The organism is Olivibacter sitiensis DSM 17696 (genome assembly GCF_000427965.1).
Taxonomy (GTDB): domain Bacteria; phylum Bacteroidota; class Bacteroidia; order Sphingobacteriales; family Sphingobacteriaceae; genus Olivibacter; species Olivibacter sitiensis.
On sequence record NZ_ATZA01000111.1, the window covers coordinates 1 to 1,235 of the forward strand.

General features: G+C 41.6%; 2 protein-coding genes. Both read right to left on the reverse strand.

Annotated features, from left to right (window positions below; translation table 11 throughout):
- Window positions 1–281: 281 nt before the first annotated feature.
- Window positions 282–740, reverse strand: coding sequence for an integrase core domain-containing protein (locus tag A37S_RS26925; RefSeq protein WP_342663619.1), 459 nt, complete (start codon window positions 738–740; stop codon window positions 282–284).
- Complete coding sequence (locus A37S_RS26930) at window positions 671–1,126, reverse strand: hypothetical protein (protein ID WP_084164018.1); 456 nt, start codon at window positions 1,124–1,126, stop codon at window positions 671–673. Before A37S_RS26930 ends, A37S_RS26925 begins: the two co-directional genes overlap by 70 nt.
- Between the last annotated feature and the right edge of the window lie 109 nt (window positions 1,127–1,235).

Below are 1,235 nucleotides of genomic sequence, written 5' to 3' on the forward strand. Positions count from 1 at the left end.
ATATGTGGTAGATCTGCGCAAAGATTACAACCTCATACCCCAATACTCAAAAATCTGCTGAAAAAATCATTGAGTTTTTCAGCAGACCCTATCTATTGCCTTTTGATTAAGTTCCTCAAGAAATTGGTCATAAGTCAGCCCTAATAACCGCTCATTTGGCTCTATTTGACCTAAGCACCCATATATGTTATCCCAAGATAACCCTGTTTTGTGGTATGATTGTGTAACCCTCCCTTAGTTCGGACTGGTATTTTATAGACTAATTTAATTCAAAAATATAATTATTGTTGTTGGAACTGTGGGGATGTTGGAAACTCGATAGAGTTTTCAATATCTCCACAGTTTAGCCGCTTGTACAGGTCAGGCGTTATACCTCCCAGTGCTTCATGTGGCCTGCTGTAATTGTAATCCTCCATCCATTCATCGGCTAATACCTGTACCTGGTTAATGTCCTCAAATAGGTAAGCGTCCAAGATGTTTTCCCTGAAGGTTCTGTTAAAACGTTCGATATAGCCGTTCTGCATAGGCTTGCCAGGCTGGGTAAATTGCACTGTAATATCTTTGCTCTCACACCAATCCTTGAACTCCTTGCTGTTAAACTCAGGTCCGTTATCTACCCGGATACAGTTTGGTTTACCTTGCTCATGAATAGTTCGCTCCAAGATCTGTGTTACTCGTATGGCTGGTATGGTATAAGCGGCTTCAACGGCAATAGCTTCGCGGTTATAATCATCAATGATGTTGAGCGTACGGAACCTTCTTTTGTTACCAGCACATCACACATAAAGTCCATTGACCAGGTATCTCCAGCCTGCTCAGGCACGATCAGGGGTACCTTTACTCTTGCCGGTACACGCCTGCGTACCTTACGGCGCTTATCCATGCCCAAAAGTAAATATACTCTGCGCACGCGCTTGTAATTCCACTGAAAACCTTGCTGACGTATACGGCTGTAGTATAAGTCTTGACCCTCAGTAGGATGCTTTTCAGCAAGTTCCACTAACTTATTTATGGTTTCAGAATCGTCTCTAACATTCTTATAGTAATACATGGATTTGGGCAGCCTCGCTACCTGGCAAGCCCTGCTAATGCTTACACTGTAACTTTCCAGTAAGTAAGCAACCATGTCTTTGCGCTGGCATGTACGTCTTCAAACTAAATTAGACACATTAGGATGAAACCTTAAGGAGACTTTCGAGTTATAAATTTATTAATTTTTGTTGATTATACAATTG